Source organism: Nocardioides sp. (assembly GCF_041913365.1).
Taxonomy (GTDB): Bacteria; Actinomycetota; Actinomycetes; order Propionibacteriales; family Nocardioidaceae; genus Nocardioides.
This window is the reverse complement of sequence record NZ_JAYSFM010000009.1, coordinates 47,698-62,911: the sequence shown is the minus strand read 5'-3', so window position 1 is coordinate 62,911 and position 15,214 is coordinate 47,698. Positions and strand designations below refer to the sequence as shown.

Annotated in this window: 19 protein-coding genes; 10 read left to right on the top strand and 9 right to left on the bottom strand. The window is 72.0% G+C overall.

Going from position 1 to position 15,214, the window contains the following annotated elements:
• Positions 1 to 219: 219 nt before the first annotated feature.
• Positions 220 to 1,407: an endonuclease gene (locus tag ACE3QY_RS17655; protein WP_374457360.1), complete on the top strand. Its 1,188-nt coding sequence runs from the start codon at positions 220 to 222 to the stop codon at positions 1,405 to 1,407.
• A 102-nt stretch (positions 1,408 to 1,509) separates the two neighbouring features.
• Here ACE3QY_RS17655 and ACE3QY_RS17650 read toward each other — a convergent pair whose 3' ends face one another.
• Genes ACE3QY_RS17650 through ACE3QY_RS17640 form a run of 3 tightly spaced genes read right to left on the bottom strand, consistent with a single transcriptional unit; the run spans position 1,510 to position 3,813 of the window.
• Positions 1,510 to 2,982 carry a cryptochrome/photolyase family protein gene (locus ACE3QY_RS17650; RefSeq protein WP_374457359.1) on the bottom strand — a complete coding sequence of 491 codons (1,473 nt, stop codon included), beginning with the start codon at positions 2,980 to 2,982 and terminating at the stop codon, positions 1,510 to 1,512.
• A 16-nt stretch (positions 2,983 to 2,998) separates the two neighbouring features.
• Positions 2,999 to 3,211 carry a DUF2945 domain-containing protein gene (locus ACE3QY_RS17645; protein ID WP_374457358.1) on the bottom strand — a complete coding sequence of 71 codons (213 nt, stop codon included), beginning with the start codon at positions 3,209 to 3,211 and terminating at the stop codon, positions 2,999 to 3,001.
• A gap of 41 nt (positions 3,212 to 3,252) precedes the next feature.
• Complete coding sequence (locus tag ACE3QY_RS17640; protein ID WP_374457357.1) at positions 3,253 to 3,813, bottom strand: helix-turn-helix domain-containing protein; 561 nt, start codon at positions 3,811 to 3,813, stop codon at positions 3,253 to 3,255.
• Between the two features lie 67 nt (positions 3,814 to 3,880).
• Between ACE3QY_RS17640 and ACE3QY_RS17635 the strand changes: the two genes are divergently transcribed.
• The 3 genes from ACE3QY_RS17635 (at position 3,881) to ACE3QY_RS17625 (ending at position 6,729) form a co-directional block, all read left to right on the top strand.
• The gene (locus ACE3QY_RS17635) at positions 3,881 to 5,449 is read left to right on the top strand and encodes an FAD-dependent oxidoreductase (protein ID WP_374457356.1); all 1,569 of its coding nucleotides are present in this window, start codon (positions 3,881 to 3,883) and stop codon (positions 5,447 to 5,449) included.
• Between the two features lie 34 nt (positions 5,450 to 5,483).
• Positions 5,484 to 5,972 carry a TspO/MBR family protein gene (locus tag ACE3QY_RS17630; RefSeq protein WP_374457355.1) on the top strand — a complete coding sequence of 163 codons (489 nt, stop codon included), beginning with the start codon at positions 5,484 to 5,486 and terminating at the stop codon, positions 5,970 to 5,972.
• 103 nt (positions 5,973 to 6,075) lie between these two features.
• Positions 6,076 to 6,729, top strand: a complete 654-nt coding sequence (locus ACE3QY_RS17625; protein ID WP_374457354.1) for a TetR/AcrR family transcriptional regulator — start codon at positions 6,076 to 6,078, stop codon at positions 6,727 to 6,729.
• 24 nt (positions 6,730 to 6,753) lie between these two features.
• Here the strand turns inward: ACE3QY_RS17625 and ACE3QY_RS17620 are convergent, their stop codons facing one another.
• A complete protein-coding gene (locus ACE3QY_RS17620) occupies positions 6,754 to 7,173 on the bottom strand; it encodes a hypothetical protein (RefSeq protein ID WP_374457353.1) in 420 nt (139 codons plus the stop codon).
• A gap of 94 nt (positions 7,174 to 7,267) precedes the next feature.
• On the opposite strand from ACE3QY_RS17620, the gene ACE3QY_RS17615 reads away from it, so the two are divergent.
• The 4 genes from ACE3QY_RS17615 to ACE3QY_RS17600 are packed head-to-tail and all read left to right on the top strand — an operon-like array spanning position 7,268 to position 9,493.
• Entirely contained in the window at positions 7,268 to 7,585 is a 318-nt protein-coding gene (locus ACE3QY_RS17615; protein WP_374457352.1) for a hypothetical protein, read from the top strand.
• A complete protein-coding gene (locus ACE3QY_RS17610; RefSeq protein ID WP_374457351.1) occupies positions 7,582 to 7,881 on the top strand; it encodes a WXG100 family type VII secretion target in 300 nt (99 codons plus the stop codon). The genes ACE3QY_RS17615 and ACE3QY_RS17610 overlap by 4 nt, the downstream gene beginning before the upstream one ends.
• Complete coding sequence (locus ACE3QY_RS17605) at positions 7,878 to 9,176, top strand: hypothetical protein (RefSeq protein WP_374457350.1); 1,299 nt, start codon at positions 7,878 to 7,880, stop codon at positions 9,174 to 9,176. The genes ACE3QY_RS17610 and ACE3QY_RS17605 overlap by 4 nt, the downstream gene beginning before the upstream one ends.
• Positions 9,173 to 9,493: a hypothetical protein gene (locus ACE3QY_RS17600; RefSeq protein ID WP_374457349.1), complete on the top strand. Its 321-nt coding sequence runs from the start codon at positions 9,173 to 9,175 to the stop codon at positions 9,491 to 9,493. Before ACE3QY_RS17605 ends, ACE3QY_RS17600 begins: the two co-directional genes overlap by 4 nt.
• Before the next feature lie 7 nt (positions 9,494 to 9,500).
• Here the strand turns inward: ACE3QY_RS17600 and ACE3QY_RS17595 are convergent, their stop codons facing one another.
• The 4 genes from ACE3QY_RS17595 to ACE3QY_RS17580 all read right to left on the bottom strand — a co-directional run bounded on the left by ACE3QY_RS17595 (position 9,501) and on the right by ACE3QY_RS17580 (position 13,431).
• Positions 9,501 to 10,070: a Dps family protein gene (locus ACE3QY_RS17595; RefSeq protein WP_374457348.1), complete on the bottom strand. Its 570-nt coding sequence runs from the start codon at positions 10,068 to 10,070 to the stop codon at positions 9,501 to 9,503.
• Between the two features lie 51 nt (positions 10,071 to 10,121).
• Complete coding sequence (locus ACE3QY_RS17590; RefSeq protein WP_374457347.1) at positions 10,122 to 10,595, bottom strand: hypothetical protein; 474 nt, start codon at positions 10,593 to 10,595, stop codon at positions 10,122 to 10,124.
• Between the two features lie 40 nt (positions 10,596 to 10,635).
• Complete coding sequence (locus ACE3QY_RS17585; RefSeq protein ID WP_374457346.1) at positions 10,636 to 11,763, bottom strand: serine hydrolase domain-containing protein; 1,128 nt, start codon at positions 11,761 to 11,763, stop codon at positions 10,636 to 10,638.
• Positions 11,764 to 11,829: 66 nt separating this feature from the next.
• The gene (locus tag ACE3QY_RS17580) at positions 11,830 to 13,431 is read right to left on the bottom strand and encodes a beta-1,3-glucanase family protein (RefSeq protein ID WP_374457345.1); all 1,602 of its coding nucleotides are present in this window, start codon (positions 13,429 to 13,431) and stop codon (positions 11,830 to 11,832) included.
• A gap of 194 nt (positions 13,432 to 13,625) precedes the next feature.
• Between ACE3QY_RS17580 and ACE3QY_RS17575 the strand changes: the two genes are divergently transcribed.
• Positions 13,626 to 14,555 carry an acyl-ACP desaturase gene (locus tag ACE3QY_RS17575; protein ID WP_374457344.1) on the top strand — a complete coding sequence of 310 codons (930 nt, stop codon included), beginning with the start codon at positions 13,626 to 13,628 and terminating at the stop codon, positions 14,553 to 14,555.
• A gap of 17 nt (positions 14,556 to 14,572) precedes the next feature.
• A complete protein-coding gene (locus ACE3QY_RS17570; RefSeq protein ID WP_374457343.1) occupies positions 14,573 to 14,962 on the top strand; it encodes a DUF2237 family protein in 390 nt (129 codons plus the stop codon).
• A 5-nt stretch (positions 14,963 to 14,967) separates the two neighbouring features.
• Here ACE3QY_RS17570 and ACE3QY_RS17565 read toward each other — a convergent pair whose 3' ends face one another.
• Positions 14,968 to 15,189 (bottom strand): hypothetical protein, encoded by a 222-nt coding sequence (locus tag ACE3QY_RS17565; RefSeq protein WP_374457342.1) that lies wholly within the window; start codon positions 15,187 to 15,189, stop codon positions 14,968 to 14,970.
• Positions 15,190 to 15,214 lie beyond the last annotated feature (25 nt).

The window sequence follows — 15,214 nt, the reverse complement described above, 5'->3', positions numbered from 1 at the left end:
TTTTCGCAGAACTGTTGATGGGGGGTGTATGAGGGCGCGGTCGCCGGCCCGAGGAACGAGGGCGGGACGGGGCCGAGCCCGCAGGAGTGTCCCACCCGTACCACCCGCACCACCACCCCTTCGCTGCCAGCCGGTCCAGACCACCAGGACGTGAGCCCGGGAGGAAGAGGCGGCGGCGGGGGTTCCGCCGCACCCGATGTTGGGGCAGGCTCCCCCGTCATGACCCTCCATCTCGGGAAGGGCCGGCCGCTCGCGCCCGCCCCCACGTCGCTCCTCCTCACGTGCCTCCTCTCCCTCCTCTCGCTCACGCTGGTCGCGCTCCCGCTGGCCACCGCCCCGGCGCAGGCCGCCGCGCCGCTGACGGTCAGCCAGGCGATCGGCCAGCAGACCGGCGCCACGCAGACCGTGCGCGGCTACGTCGTCGGGCAGCCCACCGCGACGAGCACCGTCGTACGCTCCGGCTTCCCGAACGACTACGCGCTCGCGATCGCCGACTCGGCCTCGCAGACGAGCACCTCCTCCATGCTCTACGTCCAGATCCCCTCGGCCTTCCGGTCGCAGTGGGGCCTCAAGTCGAACCCGTCGCTGATGGGCAAGCAGATCGACGTGACGGGCGCGCTGGCGGCGTACTTCTCCCACCCCGGCATGACCGGCACCTCCGCCTTCTCGCTGTCGAGCGGCACCCCCACCGACCCGCCACCCACCGGCGGCACCGGCCCGTGGGACGGCACCTACTACGCGCCCGCGATCGGCAAGAGCGGCCCGGCGCTGCGCAGCGCGCTGCACGACATCATCGACGGCAACACGAAGCTGTCGTACGACGCAGTCTGGACCGCGTTGAAGGACACCGACCAGGACCCGAACAACACCGGCAACGTCATCGAGCTCTACACCGGCCGCTCCATCTCCAAGAGCAGCAACGGCGGGAGCACGGGCAACTGGAACCGTGAGCACGTGTGGGCGCAGTCGCGTGGAGGATTCACCACCAGCGCCGGTCCGGGCACCGACCTGCACCACATCCGGCCCGAGGACGTCACGGTGAACTCGACGCGCGGCAACAAGGACTTCGACAACGGCGGCTCGGCGGTCTCGGGCTGCACGGACTGCTGGACCGACGGCGACTCATTCGAGCCGCGCGACGCGGTCAAGGGCGACGTGGCGCGGATGCTGTTCTACATGGCGATCCGCTACGAGGGCGGCGACGGCTTCAACAACCTCGAGATGAGCTCGACCGTCGGCAGCTCCTCGTCGCAGATCGGCGACCTCGAGACGCTGCTCGCGTGGAACAGCGCCGACCCCGTCGACGCCTTCGAGATGCGCCGCAACGACCGCATCCACTCCACCTGGCAGGGCAACCGCAACCCCTTCATCGACCACCCGGAGTGGGCCGCGGCGATCTGGAACTGATCCGATCGCTGGTTGAGGTGCGAGCGGAGCGAGCCTCGAAACCCCGATTGCAGGTTTCGAGGCTCGTCGCCGGGGCTCCTCGCACCTCAACCGCCGGGTGGCTCAGGGCGCCCGGTTTCCGCGCCGTTCCTCCTGCTCGACCAGCTCGGTGAGGTCGGAGAGACGGTCCAGGCCACCGACGGCGCGCGCCATCCGCTGGTTGCCCGCGAAGCGCTCGCGGTGGCGGTCGAGGAACCACCAGTAGCCGGCGCTGAACGGGCACGCGTCGGCACCGACCCGCACCTTGGGGTCGAAGCGGCACGAGCCGCAGTGGTCGGACATCCGGTCGATGTAGGCACCGCCTGACGTGTAGGGCTTGGTCGCCATCACGCCGCCGTCGGCGTGCTGCGACATCCCGACGACGTTGGGCACCATCACCCAGTCGTAGCCGTCGACGAAGGCCCGGTGGAACCAGTCGGTCACCTGGGTCGGCGCCCAGCCGCGCTGGAGGGCGTACGAGCCGAGCACCATCAGGCGTGGGATGTGGTGCACCCAGCCGTGCTCGGCGACCTGGTCGAGGGTGTGCGAGAGGCAGCGCGCGTCGGTGGCACCCGCGTCGAGCTCAGCGAACCACCGCGGCAGCCGCTCGGTGGCCCGGAGCTCGTTCTCCCGGCGGTAGCCGTCGCCCTCGTGCCAGTAGAGGTGCCAGACGTAGTCGCGCCAGCCGATGACCTGGCGGACGAAGCCCTCGACGCTCGCGACGGGTGCCGCCCCAGCGCGGTACGCCGCCTCGGCACGCTCGACGACCTCGAGCGGGTCGAGCAGCCCGAGGTTGAGCGGAGCGCTGATCAGGCTGTGCGCCATCCACGGGTCGCCCTCGAGGATCGCGTCCTCGTGGGCGCCGAAGTGCGGCAGCCGGTGCTCGACGAAGTGGTCGAGCGCGGCGAGCGCCTCGCGCCGCGTCGCCGGGAAGCGGCGCGGCCCGTCGCGCCCAATCGTCTCGATGAGCCCGTCGCGCTCCCAGCGGTCGAGGTCGTCGCGGACCTCGGCGTCGATCTCGTCCTCGCCCGGCCACCACGGGCCGCTCACGCCGAGGGTCGCAGCCCCCTTGGGCGGTGGCTCGCGGTTGTCGTGGTCGAAGTTCCACCGGCCACCGGCCGGCTCACCACCGTCGACCAGCACGCCGTGCGCCAGCCGGGCGCGGCGGTAGAAGTCCTCCATCAGCAGCCGCCTGCCCCCGCGGCCGCCGGCCCAGCGCTCGAAGTCCTCGCGCGCTGTCGCGAAGCCGCGGGGCGGGAGCACCGTGGCGCCGAGGCGCTCGACCAGCCCCAGGGCGGCGTGCGACGTCGGGTGCACGACCTCGAGGTCACCGACCTCGCCAGCCACCTCGGCGTACGTCTCCGCCTGCACGTAGGTCAGCCGGTCGCCGAGCTGGGCGGCACGATGCCGCATCGCGCTGAGCACGAGGTGGGCCTTGGCGCGGTGGAAGCGCCGCCGCTTCAGCACGCCGAGGGACTCGACCAGCAGCAGAGGCCCGCGGTGGTCGTCGGTGAAGTGCGGCCCGAGCTGGTCGCCGAACAGCCAGCGCGTGGTCATGGCGCCAACCTACGGCTCAGGCCCGCTCGACCTCGCTGGCGAGCTTGAGCACGACGGTGCCGTCCTCCTGCTCGATGACGTACGCCGGGTCGTCGTCGCTGCCGTGCCGGGTGATCTCCTCGCCCTTGGTCGTGCGCGAGACGTCGTCGTGGTGGACCTCGGAGACGGTGCCCTCGGCCCAGGACGAGCCCCACTTCCACTTCACGGTCGTGCCGGTGCGGATGGCCATGTCGTCCACCGTCCCACGCACCTCGACCGCGGGGACCACCCCTAGGACCGGACGTGCATCCGCTCGCCCTGCGGGCCGAAGATCGCGAGCACCTCGGCCGGCGTCGGGCCGGGGTTGCCGACCCAGTGCGGGGTGCGGGTGTCGAACTCGGCGACCTCCCCCGGCGACAGGGTGAGGTCGCGGTTGCCGAGGACGAGTCGGACCCTGCCGCTGAGGACGTAGAGCCACTCGTAGCCCTCGTGGGTCTTCAGGGACGGACCCGGGTCGTCGTCCACGGGCATGATCATCTTGAACGACTGGAGCCCGCCCGGGCGACGGGTGAGCGAGATGAAGGTGCGCCCGTGCCGCACGACCGGCTTCGACCGCACGCGCGGGTCGCCGGTCTCGGGCGCGTCGACGAGCTCGTCGAGGGCCACCCGGTGGGCACGGGCGAGGGGCAGCAGCAGCTCGAGGGTGGGCTTGCGCTGGCCCGACTCCAGCCGCGAGAGCGTGCTGACCGAGATGCCGGTCTCCTCCGCCAGGTCGGTCAGGGTGGCCTCGCGCTCCAGCCGCAGCTGGCGGAGCCGGGGGCCCACCGCGCGCAGCACGCCGTCGTCGTCCATGGTCCCAGTTTGCCACTTCGGCAAGAATGTTTGTCAACCGTGACCACGGCTGTGCATCCTCGGTGGCATGGACGAGATGAAGACCTATGACGTGGTGGTGGTCGGTGGCGGTGCGGCCGGCCTGAGCGGTGCGATGGCCCTCGGGCGGTCGCGGCGCTCGGTGCTGGTCGTCGACGCCGGCGAGCCCCGCAACGCACCCGCCGACCACGCCCACAACTACCTCGGCCGGGAGGGCATCCCGCCGCGCGAGCTGCTCAGGATCGGCCGCGCCGAGGTGATGGAGTACGGCGTCGAGGTGCTCGACGACCGGGTCACCGGCCTCTCCGGCGCGGTCGACGACTTCCTCGTGACCACCGCCGGCGGCCGCCGCGTGCGCGCGCGGCGGGTGCTGGTCACGGGTGGCGTCGTCGACGAGCTGCCCGACGTGCCGGGGCTGGCCGAGCGGTGGGGGCACGACGTGCTCCACTGCCCGTACTGCCACGGCTGGGAGGTCCGCGACCGGGCGATCGCCGTCCTCGCGACCACGCCGATGGCCGCGCACCAGGCGCTGCTCTTCCGCCAGCTCTCCGACGACGTCGTCGTGGTCGTGCATGACGGGGTGGAGATCCCGGCCGAGGAGGAGGAGAAGCTCGGCGCCATCGGCGTCCGCTTCGCGCACGGCACGCCGCAGGAGGTCGTCACCGACGGCGACGACCTGGTGGGCCTGCGGCTCGCCGACGGTTCCGTGCTCGAGCGCCAGGCGATCGTGGTGGCGTCGAAGCCGCACGTGCGCGCGGACTTCCTCGCGCCGATGGGCATCGAGCCGAAGCCCTTCGAGATGAACGGCGTCGCCTTCGGGTCGGTCATCGAGGTCGAGCCCACCGGTGCCACCACGGTTCCGGGCATCTTCGCGGCCGGCAACGCCACCGACATCTCCATGGTGCTGATCGCCTCCGCTGCCCACGGCCTGCGGGTCGGGGCCTGGATCAACGCCGAGATCGCGGGCGCCGACGCGGCGCGCGCGGCGCAGGACCGGCGCGACGGGTTCTTCGAGCGTCCCGCCTGGGAGGAGCGCTACTCCGGCGACGCCGTCTGGAGCGGCCGGGTCAACGCGCAGCTCGAGGCCGAGGCCGCGTCCCTGGCGCCCGGCCGGGCGCTCGACATCGGTTGCGGCGAGGGCGGGGACGCCATCTGGCTGGCAGCCCGGGGCTGGGAGGTGACGGCCGTCGACTTCGCCGACGCCGCCCTCGCCCGCACGCAGGCGCACGCCGCGGAGGCAGGGGTCGACGGGCGGATCGAGACCCGCCGTGTCGACGTACGCACCTTCGAGCCCGGCGACGAGCGGTGGGACCTCGTCACCTCCCACTTCTTCCACCTCCCGGACGGCGGCATGCCCGACGTCGTACGCCGACTCGCTGCCGCGGTCGCGCCCGGCGGGACGTTGCTGGTGGTCGGCCACCACCCCGAGGACCTGGCGACCGGGCTGCGGCATGGGCACGACAGCTTCATGTTCACCGCCGACCAGCTGGTGCCGGCGCTGCGCGAGGACTTCGTGGTCGAGGTCGTCGAGGCACGGCCGCGCAGCCAGCGGCACCCGCAGACCGGGGAGGACGTCACCGTGGCGGACGCGGTCCTCCGGGCACGTCGCAAGGGGTGAGCCCGCGTTGGGGGCGGGTCGGCAGGATGGAGGCATGAGCACTCGGGAGCTCCACCTCGATCCGCCGGCCCGCCCCTGGTGGACGCTGCTGCCCTTCCTGGTCGCGGTGACCGCCGTGGCGGGGCTGGGCGGTCTTGCCGCCTCGGGGTCGCAGGAGACCTACCGCGCGCTCGAGCTGCCGCCGTACGCACCGCCGTCCTGGCTGTTCGGCCCGGTGTGGTCGGTGCTCTACCTGCTGATCGGCGTGGCCGGCTGGCTGCTCTGGCGCGACGGCGGGTGGGACCGGCGGCTGTGGCTGTGGGTCGGGCAGCTGGTGCTCAACCTGGCGTGGACGCCGCTGTTCTTCGCGGCCGACCTCTACACCGTGGCGCTGGTCGAGATCGTGGCGCTCGCGCTGGCCGTGGCGGTGCTCGTCACCTGGGCGTGGCGGGGCTCGCGCACGGCCTCGTGGCTGCTCGTGCCGTACCTCGCGTGGGTGCTCTTCGCGACCGCCCTCAACGCGGGCATCGTCGTCCTCAACTGAGCCGCCGCCGCCATCCGGCGGTGTGACCGGGAATACGTGAAATGTTGACAACAGGTTGACGTAAGGAAGAACGCCACCCCTCGGTCGAGCGTAGTGTCGAGGTATGGCCGCGCCCAGCCCCGCCTACGTGAGCGACGTCGTCGCCTCTGGGGTGGCGCGCCCGAGCAAGCACGACAGCCGCCGCGACCAGCTCGCGGAGTCGGCGCTGGTGACCCTCGGCGAGCAGGGCTACGCACGCACCTCGCTGCGCGACATCGCCCAGCGCTCGCCGTTCTCCCACGGGGTCGTGCACTACTACTTCTCCAGCAAGGAGGAGCTCATCATCTACTGCGTGCGCTACTACAAGCGCACGTGCGTGACGCGCTACGACGAGGTGGTCGACAACGCGACCTCCGCCTCCGGGCTGCGCGAGGCCTTCGCCGACAAGCTGGCCGAGACCATCCGCGAGGAGGGTCCGATGCACCAGCTCTGGTACGACCTGCGCAACCAGTCGATGTTCGAGCCGGCGCTGCGCGACGTGATCCTCGACATCGACGGCCAGCTCGAGCAGATGGTCTGGCGGGTGGTGACCCGCTACGCCGAGCTCGCCGACCTCGACCCCGCCGTCGACCCCACGTCCTGCTACGGGATGCTCGACGGCCTCTTCCACCAGGCGCTGCTGGCCTGGGCGGCCGGGCCGGCCGACGCGCGCGAGGAGGTGCTCGAGGTGTTCAGCGACCGCGTCGACACCCTGATGCCGACGCTGCTCCACCACTGACCGGGCGCGTCCTCCCCGTCCAGGTCAGTCCAGCTCGTTGACGCGGACGTCCCGACCGCGCGCGCGGAGGCTGCGCGCTGCCCGGCTCGCCCGTGCCCGCGCCCGGGTCTCGTCGTACTGCTCGGGGGTCATCCGCTGCGACAGCCGGGCCCGCCGGGTGAGCTCCTCGAGCTCGATGTCGGGGAGCGGGTACGCCGTGATCGGCTCGTCGCCGGAGTAGACGACCCACACGACCTGGTCGCCGTGGAGCTGGCGGAGCACCGAGCCGTCGAGGACCGTGCGCGCCTTCTCGACCGCGCGGCGGCGGTTGGCGGCTCTGGCGCGGCGGATCTTGACCTGCTCGGCGGCGGCCTTGCCGGCGGTGTCCCAGGCGATCTTGGCCTGCGGGCCGTACTTCGCGGCGAGCTTGCCGGCGTTCTTCGCGACCGGGATCAGGTTGCTCATGACGCCCTTTCTACAGGGCCTCCCCGCGATGGGTTGTCCACAGATTGCCTGCGGTGGGTGTTGCCGACGGGTCCTCGCGCCCGAGCATCGACCCATGATCTTCTCGGGAACCCTCGCCCTCGACCCCGCGCACCACGCCGCCTCGACCGACGCGCTCCGGGCCCGGCTCACCGACCTCGAGCAGCGCCGCCGGTCCGCGGGCCAGGCGGTCGAGCTCGTGCTGGCGACCTGGCACGGCGAGGCGGCCGAGCGGTTCCGGTTGCACTGGGAGGAGTGGGACCGCGGCGTGTTCCTCGTCGTCGAGCGGCTCGCCGCCGGCATCGCCGCCCTCGACCGGGTCCGGGACGAGGCAGTCGCCGTCGACGTCGGGTGCGCGGCGTCGTCCGCCACGCTGGCCGGGCGGCTGGGGTGACGACCTACGAGGTCGACCTCGACGAGGTCCGCCAGGCCCTCGCCGGGCTCGCCGGTTGCCAGCGCGAGCTGATCAGCCTGGCCGGGGACGTCGAGGCCGCGCAGGCCCGGCTCCAGGACGGGTGGTCCGGGCGCGCGAGCGACGCGCAGGCGACGTCGTACGCCGCGTGGCGTGACGAGTGCGCCGGCATGGTCACAGCCCTCGCCGCGCTGCGTGGCGTCGCGGCGAGGGCCGACGCGCACTACTCGCACGCCGTCGCGACCAACGTCGACCTGTGGCGGCAGGTCGCGCCATGAGGATCAGCGTCGAGTGCGGCGCGCTGGCGTCGGCCGCCGACACCTGCCGCACGGCCAACCAGACCGCAGCGCTGCTGACCGAGTCGCTGTGCGGCAAGCTCGCCGGGCTCGGCGGGATGGCCGGCAACGACGCCTCGAGCGCCGACTTCGCGAGGTCGTACGACGTCGCGGCGCGCGAGGCCGTCGCCTCGCTCGCCGGGCTGACGCACTCCTTCATCGGCCTCGGCCGGTTGCTCTCCGCGACCGGGGCCAACCACGAGGCCGCCGAGGCGTCGGCCGCCGGGCGGGTGGCGGCCTACACGGGCTCGTCGCTGGCCGACACCTTCGTCCGGGTCGCGCCCACGACTCCGCCGACGAGCCTCGGCGCGCAGGAGCCGTCCCTCGGCGCGGTCGATCGGTGGATCCTCGACCAGGTCGAGGGCTTCGTCTGGCCCGGAGCCGACGTCGGGCTGCTGCGCGAGGCCGCGCACGCCTGGACCCGCACCGCGGCCTCGGTCGCGACCCTGGCCGACCACCTCGATGTCGCCCGCGACCTCCTCGAGCACCAGCGGTCGCCCGAGATCCCCACCGGCCTCGCCTGCCTGGCCGACGTCCGGTCGATGGTCACCGACACGGCCGCAGAGCTGTTCGCCCTCGGCAGCGCGTGCGAGGACCACGCCGCCGCGGTCGAGGAGGTGCACGCCCGCACCCGCGCCCTGCTGTCCGAGGTCGCGCAGATGGTCGTCGAGGGCGCGGCGATCTCGGTGGTGGCCGCTGGGTTGACCGGTGGCCTCGGCGGCACCGCGGCGGCAGCCGCGGCCGCGGCGCGGATCCGTGCCCAGGCGCCCCGCTTCCACGCCCTCCTCGTCGCGCTGCGCACCACGGTCGCGTCCGGCTCCGCCCGCCTCCGGTCGGCCCGCGACTCGCTGCAGGGGCTGCGGGCGCGGCTCGACCGCTACGCGAAGGTCGCCGTGCGCGACGAGCGCGGCACGATGCGCAACCCGGGCGGCTGGTGGGGGCCGCGCTACACCCGCGTCCGCCGCACCATCGACGACCCCGAGCTGTTCGACCCCGAAGACCTGCGCGGCATGGACCCCGCCGAGCTCCGCCGGATGCTGGAGCACTGGGACGTGGCGCCGGTGCGCTCGGGCGACGGGCTGCGCTACGAGCTGCCGCAGTTCAAAGGACGTCAGATCCGGATCATGGACGGCTACCCCGGCAACCGCCCGGACCAGCTCACGCACGGCCCGTATGTTGTCGTCTCTCAAAATGGAGTGCCCGTGAAGGTGCCGCTGGAAGGAAACCCCACGCTGTGACCGAGGACTGGCTGACCCAGCTGATCGAGGACGTCGAGGAGGAGTTCGAAGCCTGCGGGATCATCGGCCTCTACCAGTTCACGTGGTGGCAGCAGATCGGTAGCCGCCCCGACGAGCGCGACCTCATCGTCGCCCGGGCGCACGAGGCGTACGCGGTCTTCCAGCAGCGCCACCCCGACGCGTGGCTGGGGTGGATCACCTGGCCGGGCATGGAGCCCGAGCTGGCGCGCCGCGCCGACCCGGGCACCGCGCTGGACTTCGTCCTCGACCCCGACGCCCCCAGGGATGCGCCCCTCCTGGTCCTCGTCGAGGACTGAGCCGGCGTCACTCCCTCCAGGAGCGCGGCATGCTGCTGTTGGCGACCCGGTTCTCCGCGTCGATCATCCAGGCGAGCTGCTCGAGGCGCTCGAGGATGGCGTGGATCATGTCGGCAGACGTGGGGTCCTCCTCGTCCACCTCGTCGTGGATGCGACGACCGGTGCCCGCGACGCCGTAGAGCGCGGCCACGATCAGGTCGACGCAGTCTCCGGTGTTGACCTCGTCGGCCGGGAACGCCGCGAGGGACGACTGCTCCGCGACGGACTTCGCCCGCGCGTCGGGCGTGACGTAGACGGCGCGCATCCGCTCGGCCACGTCGTCGGAGAAGTCACGCGCGGCGTCGACGACCTCGTCGAGGACGAGGTGCAGGTCGCGGAAGTTCTTGCCGACGACGTTCCAGTGGGCCTGCTTGCCCTGCAGGTGCAGGTCGGTGAGGTCGACCAGCAGCTGCTGGAGGTGGCCGGCGAGGCGCTCGGAGGCCTGGAACGCCGGGTGGGCCGTGTGGATGGCCGTCGGAGTGGAGGTCTGGGTCATGACGTTTCCTCTCGGTGTGCTCGGTCGGACACCGTTACTCAACATCCTTTTCTTGAATGATTCCAGTAAGGCCAGCCTCGCCTGCGTGCCGCGTCACGCGCGGCGCGGTCGGAGCACGATCACGTTGTGCGGGAGCTTCCGCGCGCGGCCCCGCGTCGGCCTCGCGTGTTCGCAGGACCGCATCAACTTCCGCTCGGACACCCGGTTGCCGCTGACCTCAACCACCCGTCCGGCGCCCGCCACGACGCCGTCGAGGACGTGGTCGAAGGTGAAGCCCTCGAGCGTCGTGCTGCCCTCGCCCCTAGCGCCGTCGCGGAACAGGTGGTCGACCAGGAACCGCAGCGACGGCAGCATCATCGACGCGCGTTCGGCCGTCGGGTCCCAGGTCAGGCAGCAGCCGCCCCGGCACACCTCCCACGCGAGGTAGGCGAACGGCACGTCCTTGTCGCCCCGCCCGATCGTCGTACCGCGCAGGGTCCTGCCGGAGTCGGCCAGGGCATGGAGGTACGCGCGCTCCGCCTCGTTGAGCGCGGGTGAGATCCGGAGACTGCCGGTGAACTCGAGCATGCCGATGAGGTGCCCGGGTGCCGAGGGCGAAAACCGAGACCTACGAATCTGTGGACAGACGTGCCGTCGCCGTCCAGAACGCCTTCAGCAGGTCCTCGATGCCGGGTGCGCCCAGCTCGACCTGGGTCAGCAGGACGGCGACGGTCCCGCTGGCGGGATGGACGTAGGCGGAGGTGCCGGTGCCGCCGACCCAGCCGTAGCGACCGAGCTCGTTCCACGGGTCGATCAGCTCGGTGTCCACGCCCCCACCGAAGCCCCAGCCCTGACCGTCGAGGAAGAAGCCACCCATCTCGCGGTGCTGCGCGGTGATCTGGTCGGACGTCATCAGCCGCACCGAGGCCTCGCTGAGCAACGACCCTCCCCCGGACAGGAGCATGCGCCCGAAGGCCAGCCAGTCGTCGGCGGTGGTGACCAGGCCCCCGGACCCGGACGCGAAGGCCGGACGCTGGGCGAACACCCCGTCGGGCTCGTCGCGCACCTCGAGGGAGTCGCCGCCGTAGAGCGTGGTGAATCGGTCGCGCCTGCCGGCCGGCACGTGGAAGCCGCTGTCGACCATGCCGAGCGGATCGAGCAGGCGCTCGGCCACGTCGGCGAAGTCCTGCCCGGCCGCGCGGGCGACCAGCACGGCGAGCACGTCGTAGGCGGCGTTGTAGGTCCAGCCCTCCCCCGGCTGGTGCATGAGCGGGATCGCGGAGAGCCGCCGCATCCACTCGTCGGGCGGCGGCACGTCGTGGATGTCGTCCGACGCCTGCCCGAGCTGCTCCATGAGCAGGGGCGTGACCGCCGACTCCCACGTGGCGAACCCGTGACCGGCCGTCGAGGTCAGCAGGTGCCTCGCGGTGATCGGCCCGCTGGCCGGCACCGTGTCGTCGAGGTCGCTCTCCAACGTCCGCAGCACCCGTGGCGACGCGAGCTCCGGCAGGAGGCGCGCCACCGGCTCGTCGAGCGACAGCAGCCCCTCCTCGACGAGCACCAACGTGAGCGCTGCCGTCAGCGGCTTGGTGATCGACGCGCCGCGGAAGATCGAGTCGCGCGCCATCGCGCCGCCGCTCGTGCCTTGCAGCCCGAGGCACTCGACGACCACCTCGTCGCCCCGCGCGACGAGGGCGACGAGACCCGGGATCTCCCCGGACTCGACGTACGGCGACAGCGCGGCGCGCAGGTCCATGACGTCGAACCTACCGACCCCGACCGACAGGGGGAGGCGGCCCCGAACCCGCCTCCCCCTGCCCCCTCAGCCCAGGCGCCACTTCTGGTTGGCGGTCCCTGCGCAGGTCCAGAGCTGCAGCGCGGCGCCGTTGGCCGCGTTGACGTCCTTGATGTCCACGCACTTGTTCGCCTGCGGGTTCACCAGGTCGCCGGCCCCGCTGAGCACGAACTGCTGTGCCGGGTTGCCGCTGCAGCGCGCGATCTGGATCGGCGTACCGTCGACGGTCGCGCCGCCCGCGACGTCCATGCACATCCCGTTCTGGGTGCGCAGCGTGCCGTTGACGCGCTCCCAGCGCTGGTTGGTGCCGCCGTGGCAGTCCCACATGATCAGCCGCTGGCCGTCGGCGAAGTTCCAGTTGGGGACGTCGATGCACTTGTTGTTCAGCTGGCTGACGAGGGTGTTGCCAGTACCCGTCGGGGGCGGCGGGTTGGTCGTGCCGCCCGGGCCGAACGGCGTCAGCGTGATGCCGGCCGAGCGGGGGTCGCCACTGTGCACGAGCGACTCCTGCGCCTGGACGTCGTCGAAGGCGAAGCCGTAGGCCCGGCCGTCGACCATGTTCTGGTGCACCAGCCGCGAGTAGTGGTTGGTGATCGCGCCTTGGTAGAAGTCCGCCGCCGTGCCGCTCGGCTGGGTGTCGAGGCGGCCGAGCGTGGAGCGGTGCAGCGCCGCACAGAGCGTGCGGGCGATCGGTCCGACGACCTGGTCGTTGGGCGCACCGAGGGCGCCGTCGCAGCCCCAGACGTTGCCGGTGCTCGGTCGCTGGAACGACGCGACCTGCTGGCCGGAGCCGTTGGTGAAGGTCATCGTGGTGCCGGACGTACGACCGAAGTAGCGCACGTCGGGACGGTCGCCGAACGGCACGACCGTCAGCGTCTTCGAGGCGTAGGCGCTCCAGGCGCTGGCGATGTAGGGGTCGAGGTAGTTGCGGTCGAAGTAGCCCGCGTCCGCGGCCTTGCCGGGCGCGAGGACGCGCAGCACGGTGCCGTCGGCGCGGGTGCGGACCAGACCCGCCCACCCCGCCTGGTTGCGTACGCCGTTGATGACCCTGTTGCGGCCGTCGTCGACGAGCCGGCCGGTCGTGCGCGTCGCGCCGTCGCTTCCCGTCACCGAGACGGAGTGCGGCACGGCGAACATGTCGACCTGCGAGCTGTTGAGCCACAGCCCGGCGTCGTTGTAGGTGAACTCGCTCCAGTCGAAGAGGATGTTCTCGCTCGGGTCGCCGGGCGCCCAGGGCGCGGGTTGCACCAGGCCGTCAGGAGTGAGCCGGAACGGCAGCCGCTCGCCGAAGGACATGTAGATGCGTCCGGAGAAGCCGCGCGGCACGTTGAGCGTGGTGCTCGAGCCGGTGCCGCCCATCCGGATCGAGACGTCCGGCGCCGGGCTCGGCGGGTTGCTGCCCGCCGGCCACGGGGTGAAGGTGCCGGCCTGGTTGACGTAGCCGAGGCGACCGGTGGCGAGGTTGACGCCGACGACGTAGAGGAAGACGTCCTCGCCGCGCTGGGACTGGTTGGTGATGGTGAACGGCAGCCGGTCGGGGCCGATCGCGACGGCGGCCGGGGGTGGACTGGCGAGCGAGAGCGTGGCCGCGAGGGCGGCCAGGGCGACGAGCGCGCGAGGGATGCGCATGGTGGACCTTCTTCCCGAGAGAGTGTGACGGCGGTCACGTTATGAGAGCGCTTCCACTACTTGTCAAGGGTGCGCCGACGCGGCCGAGGAGGTGGTCTGCAGACCACTTCCGCCAGTGGTCCGCTCTGGTCGAACCCGGCGTCGCGGGTGCAGTCTTGGGCGCGAGGACACGTCCACTCGAGGAGATGGATCGCATGGCCGCTCTCGACACCGCGCAGCTGCTCACCGAGCTCGAGCCCACGGTCGAGGAGAACCTCAACCGCCACCTCGGTCTCGCCGACGAGTGGATGCCGCACGAGTACGTCCCGTGGAGCCTGGGCCGCGACTTCAAGGACCTCGGGGGCGAGCCGTGGTCGGTCGAGCAGTCCCAGCTCTCGCCGATCGCGCGCACGGCGCTGGAGGTCAACCTGCTCACCGAGGACAACCTGCCCAGCTACCACCGCGAGATAGACCGGGCGTTCGGCCGCGACAGTGCGTGGGGCACCTGGGTGAACCGCTGGACCGCGGAGGAGGGTCGCCACGCCTTCTGCATCCGCGACTACCTGCTCGTCACCCGCGGGGTCGACCCCGACGAGCTCGAGCGGGCGCGGATGGAGACGATGGAGACCGGCTACGAGGCGCTCGACAAGTCACTGCTCAACGTCTGCGCCTACGTCTCCTTCCAGGAGCTCGCCACCCGCATCTCGCACCGCAACACCGGCCGCTACACCGAGGAGCCGATCGCGGAGAAGCTGCTCACCCGGGTCGCCAAGGACGAGAACCTCCACATGATCTTCTACCGCAACCTCGTCGCCGCGGCGCTCGAGCTGACGCCGAGCCAGACCATGCGCGCGATCACCGAGGAGGTCGTCGGCTTCCAGATGCCCGGTAGCGTGATCCCCGGCTTCTCCCGCAAGGCGGTGACGATGGCGAAGGCCGGCATCTACGACCTGCGCATCCACCACGACGACATCGTCACTCCCCTGCTCCGGCAGTGGGGGGTGTGGGAGCTCGAGGGCCTCGACGAGGATGGCGAGCAGGCGCGCGAGGAGCTGGCCGCCGCGGTCTCCGCCCTCGACACCGAGGCCACCCGCTTCGTCGAGCGCCGGGCCGAGGCCGAGGCGAAGCGGGCCGCCCGCGCCTGATCCGTCATGATCAGGTCATGACCGAGCGCAACGTCCTAGGCGGCGACCTGGAGACCTGCGGCACCGACCCGGTGACCGGCTTCCACCGCGACGGCACCTGCACCGTCGGCCCACACGACGTCGGCCTCCACGCGGTCTGCGCCGTGATGACCGAGGAGTTCCTCGCCCACCAGCGCGCGGTCGGCAACGACCTCTCGACGCCCCGGCCCGAGTGGGCCTTCCCCGGGCTGGTGCCCGGTGACCGCTGGTGCGTCGTCGCCGCGCGCTGGTTCCAGGCGTACGACGCCGGCGTGGCCGCCCCGGTCGTGCTGGCGGCCACGTCGGAGCGCGCGCTGGACGTCGTACCCCTCGAGGTGCTGCGGTCGCACTCGGTCGACGTGCCGCCGGACCTCAGCGCGTGGGAGTGACGCCCCTACAGGTGGTGCATCTTGGAGTACGGGTGGTTGACCCGGACCGTCTGCGACCCGAAGTCGACGGTGACGGCGTGGCTGTCGACCCGGACGACCCGGCCGAGGCCGTGGAGGTCGTGGGTGACGCGGTCGTCGACCTCGAACACCTCCACGACCGGCTCGGCAGCCGGCTTGAACGGACTGCTCGGAAGGTGCTTCGGCCGTGAGCCGCGCGAGGAGGGCATTTGTCTCGAGTATGCCCCCTCAGGG

Coding starts and splice junctions, on each gene's coding strand:
- ACE3QY_RS17630 (WP_374457355.1), top strand. CDS start 5,484: ATGAGCACTCGGGAGCTCCACCTCGATCCGCCGGCCCGCCCCTGGTGG.
- ACE3QY_RS17565 (WP_374457342.1), bottom strand. CDS start 15,189: ATGCCCTCCTCGCGCGGCTCACGGCCGAAGCACCTTCCGAGCAGTCCG.
- ACE3QY_RS17645 (WP_374457358.1), bottom strand. CDS start 3,211: ATGGCCATCCGCACCGGCACGACCGTGAAGTGGAAGTGGGGCTCGTCC.
- ACE3QY_RS17655 (WP_374457360.1), top strand. CDS start 220: ATGACCCTCCATCTCGGGAAGGGCCGGCCGCTCGCGCCCGCCCCCACG.
- ACE3QY_RS17640 (WP_374457357.1), bottom strand. CDS start 3,813: ATGGACGACGACGGCGTGCTGCGCGCGGTGGGCCCCCGGCTCCGCCAG.
- ACE3QY_RS17620 (WP_374457353.1), bottom strand. CDS start 7,173: ATGAGCAACCTGATCCCGGTCGCGAAGAACGCCGGCAAGCTCGCCGCG.
- ACE3QY_RS17575 (WP_374457344.1), top strand. CDS start 13,626: ATGGCCGCTCTCGACACCGCGCAGCTGCTCACCGAGCTCGAGCCCACG.
- ACE3QY_RS17615 (WP_374457352.1), top strand. CDS start 7,268: ATGATCTTCTCGGGAACCCTCGCCCTCGACCCCGCGCACCACGCCGCC.
- ACE3QY_RS17650 (WP_374457359.1), bottom strand. CDS start 2,982: ATGACCACGCGCTGGCTGTTCGGCGACCAGCTCGGGCCGCACTTCACC.
- ACE3QY_RS17590 (WP_374457347.1), bottom strand. CDS start 10,595: ATGCTCGAGTTCACCGGCAGTCTCCGGATCTCACCCGCGCTCAACGAG.
- ACE3QY_RS17570 (WP_374457343.1), top strand. CDS start 14,573: ATGACCGAGCGCAACGTCCTAGGCGGCGACCTGGAGACCTGCGGCACC.
- ACE3QY_RS17580 (WP_374457345.1), bottom strand. CDS start 13,431: ATGCGCATCCCTCGCGCGCTCGTCGCCCTGGCCGCCCTCGCGGCCACG.
- ACE3QY_RS17635 (WP_374457356.1), top strand. CDS start 3,881: ATGGACGAGATGAAGACCTATGACGTGGTGGTGGTCGGTGGCGGTGCG.
- ACE3QY_RS17625 (WP_374457354.1), top strand. CDS start 6,076: ATGGCCGCGCCCAGCCCCGCCTACGTGAGCGACGTCGTCGCCTCTGGG.
- ACE3QY_RS17585 (WP_374457346.1), bottom strand. CDS start 11,763: ATGGACCTGCGCGCCGCGCTGTCGCCGTACGTCGAGTCCGGGGAGATC.
- ACE3QY_RS17605 (WP_374457350.1), top strand. CDS start 7,878: ATGAGGATCAGCGTCGAGTGCGGCGCGCTGGCGTCGGCCGCCGACACC.